The following is a 2,725-nucleotide window of genomic DNA, read 5'->3' as shown; positions in this document are numbered from 1 at the left end:
AGGCCGTCTGAAAATCTGTTTTCAGACGGCCTTAGGTTTAATCAATTAGGGTTGTACATAGCTTTTTGTACGCGCTAAATCGGTAATCAACAGCGGATTGTCTTTGCGCATCATATCGATCAGCTCTTGGCAACGTTTGGTTGTTGGATCTTGCCAGAGCCAGTCAAGCTCAGGCTGGGTAAGGCCGACTATCTGAAGAAATTGAACTTCACCGTTTGGCGTTTTGATAGCGGGCAGCTTGGGGTCTGGTGCGAAGGCTACGCCGACGATGGCGGTTTCTGTATCCATTCGGATAGGGTCGTTAGTTGAAGTAAAGTGGTAGGCTTCAAACCAGTTACCACTTTCAAAAACGTAACGGCCAAGATTATTCATTAGATTAATTGCCCAGTAAGGCTCGTGTTTGGTGTTGTAGCCAGAATCCGGATCCTGATCGTAAGGGGGAGTACGGAAGGTAAATTCAAATCCCCATTTACTGTAATCTGCACCGGCAAGTTCTGGATTAAAGTAAAGTTCGCTCATGCCGTAGGAAACAATGTGGCGATGGAAGGTTTGCTCTTCGCAATCATAAATACTACTGCCGTCTAATGGGTCATCACCACCTAGAATGTATTTGATAATAGAGCCGTAATGACGAGGTTTGATATCACCATAAAGTGCTTTAAGCGCAGTATCGATGGCTTCCCAGCCGACGGCCTGATCTTCTTTAAAAGTTTGGCGGTATTCTTGTTCGTTCATTGTCTGTTTCCGTGTCGTTGATAATTGGGTTGTAAATTAATTCGCGTGTTTTTTTAGAATGTGTTGTTTCTAAAAATAAAGCGATTTAAATATGACATCTTATTTGCTTTTTTAATCAATGCCAATAGGTAAACAGACGGTTTCTTGACAATAGGTTTTGCCGAACTCGCTTAAGTGTGCCGGTTTGTAGGCGGCAAAGGTGTAGGTCAGGTCTGCGCGGAATGTGTCGGGATCGGCTTCGGCGGTGTCGCAGTTGAGGCCGGTGGGAATATCGAGGGCGACTTTCAGGCCGTCTGAATGATTGAGTTGGCGGCAGAGGGCGGCGATTTCGGTTGGAAGCGCGCCGCTGAAGCCTGTGCCGAATATGCCTTCGATAATGATGTCGTAACCTTTTTTCAGACGGCCTTCCAGTTCTTGTGCGGATATCAATTCAATATGGGGCAAACCGTTGAGGCGCTCCCGATTGGTTTGAGCCAAAGGGGAGAGGTTTTCTCCGAGTGAAAACAGAATGTCGATGTGCCAATCTTGCGCCTGCATATATCTTGCCATGACTAAGCCGTCGCCGCCGTTGTTGCCTTTGCCGCAAATGATCAGGGCGTGTCCGGCTTTAGGATGGCGCTGCATGAGGTCTCGGGCGGCAGAGCTGCCGGCGTTTTCCATCAGTTGGTCGAAGCTCATGCCTTTATCAACGGCTGCTTGTTCGCGTTCGCGCATTTGGGCGGCGGTATAGACTTTCATGATCGGCTCTCTTTGCAGGAAGTTATTTATCGGCGGTATTCATCAGGCGCAAGGCTTTCAGACGGCCTATTTCTTTTTGATATTCTACCAGCCCGATAAATGTGCCGTCTCGGCTGTACACACGGATGGGCTGCTCGGCGGAAATGTCTTCGGTAAACTGGGGGCGTTGGCCGTGTTTGAGCATGGTAACGGCGTAGTCGTTCAACTCAAGTTTGGGGAAATGTTGTACCAAAACATCGCAAGGCAGCAATAGGGCATCGCGTTCGGCTTCGTCCAATTCTGCCAAGGATTCGAGCGTGTGGCTTTGGGCAATGGTAAAGCCTGCGGTTTCGGTACGGCGCAGGGCGGTCAGGTGGGCGAATGTGCCGATGTGTTTGGCGATGTCTTCGCTGAGGGTGCGGATGTAGGTACCCTTGCTGCAACGTACGTCTATCACGGCTTTGGGTGCATCAAATTCAGTGATATCAATGGAGTAAATCGTAATATCGCGCGCTTTGCGTTCGATAACGATGCTTTTGCGTGCGTATTCGTACAGCGGCTTGCCTTCGTGTTTGAGGGCGGAAAACATCGGCGGCACTTGGCGGATATCGCCCGTTAAGGCTTGGCAGGCCATCTGAAATTCGGACAATGAAATATCGGCGCGTGCGGTGGCGATGATTTCGCCTTCGGTATCGCCTGTGCTGCTGGCTTCGCCCAGTTTCAGCGTGGCGGTATAGGCTTTGTCGGCATCAATCAGGTATTGGGCAAACTTGGTCGCTTCGCCGAAACAAACAGGCAGAAGCCCTGTGGCCAAAGGATCGAGTACGCCGGTATGCCCGGCTTTTTCGGCACGGAACAAGCGCCGCGCTTTTTGCAGGGCGGTGTTGCTGGAAAGTCCTTCGGGTTTGTCGAGAAGAAGAACGCCGTTGACCGGGCGTTTGGTGGGTTTGGTTGTCATAGCGTTTTTTTAAGGAACATGCCGTCTGAAAAAAGAGTTTTATATTTTCAGACGGCATTTTATTATCAGTTGAACCATTTAAAGCGATAAGTTGTCCGCTTGATTTTTATAAATGGAAATGAAGAAACTTCAGAAACCTCTACAGATTTTGGTTGCATGGTTTGCTTTGCCAATGTTGCGGTTACCGTTACACTTTTGAAAAGTTGGTCTGCATCTATCAGTTCTTTCGTAGTTACCTTATCTGTTTTCAAGAAGCTTTCGTTGCCGATAGCAGCAGGCTGATCTATATTTACTTGAGATTGGTATCGTAATGTT

Annotated in this window: 4 protein-coding genes; all 4 read right to left on the bottom strand. The window is 48.6% G+C overall.

Annotated elements, in window-relative coordinates:
• Positions 1–45: 45 nt before the first annotated feature.
• A complete protein-coding gene (locus tag Q1M25_RS09375; RefSeq protein ID WP_101755607.1) occupies positions 46–735 on the bottom strand; it encodes a suppressor of fused domain protein in 690 nt (229 codons plus the stop codon).
• 111 nt (positions 736–846) lie between these two features.
• Positions 847–1,473: an NAD(P)H-hydrate epimerase gene (locus tag Q1M25_RS09370; RefSeq protein ID WP_300484033.1), complete on the bottom strand. Its 627-nt coding sequence runs from the start codon at positions 1,471–1,473 to the stop codon at positions 847–849.
• Positions 1,474–1,495: 22 nt separating this feature from the next.
• On the bottom strand, positions 1,496–2,410 hold the full coding sequence (gene truB / locus Q1M25_RS09365; RefSeq protein WP_300484031.1) for a tRNA pseudouridine(55) synthase TruB: 915 nt from the start codon (positions 2,408–2,410) through the stop codon (positions 1,496–1,498).
• A 65-nt stretch (positions 2,411–2,475) separates the two neighbouring features.
• The coding region (locus tag Q1M25_RS09360; protein WP_300484029.1) for a hypothetical protein at positions 2,476–2,725 on the bottom strand (250 nt) is incomplete at its 5' end.

The organism is uncultured Neisseria sp., assembly GCF_951230505.1.
Taxonomy (GTDB): domain Bacteria; phylum Pseudomonadota; class Gammaproteobacteria; order Burkholderiales; family Neisseriaceae; genus Neisseria.
The sequence above is the reverse complement of the archived record's forward strand: the minus strand, read 5'-3'. Positions and strand labels throughout refer to the sequence as shown.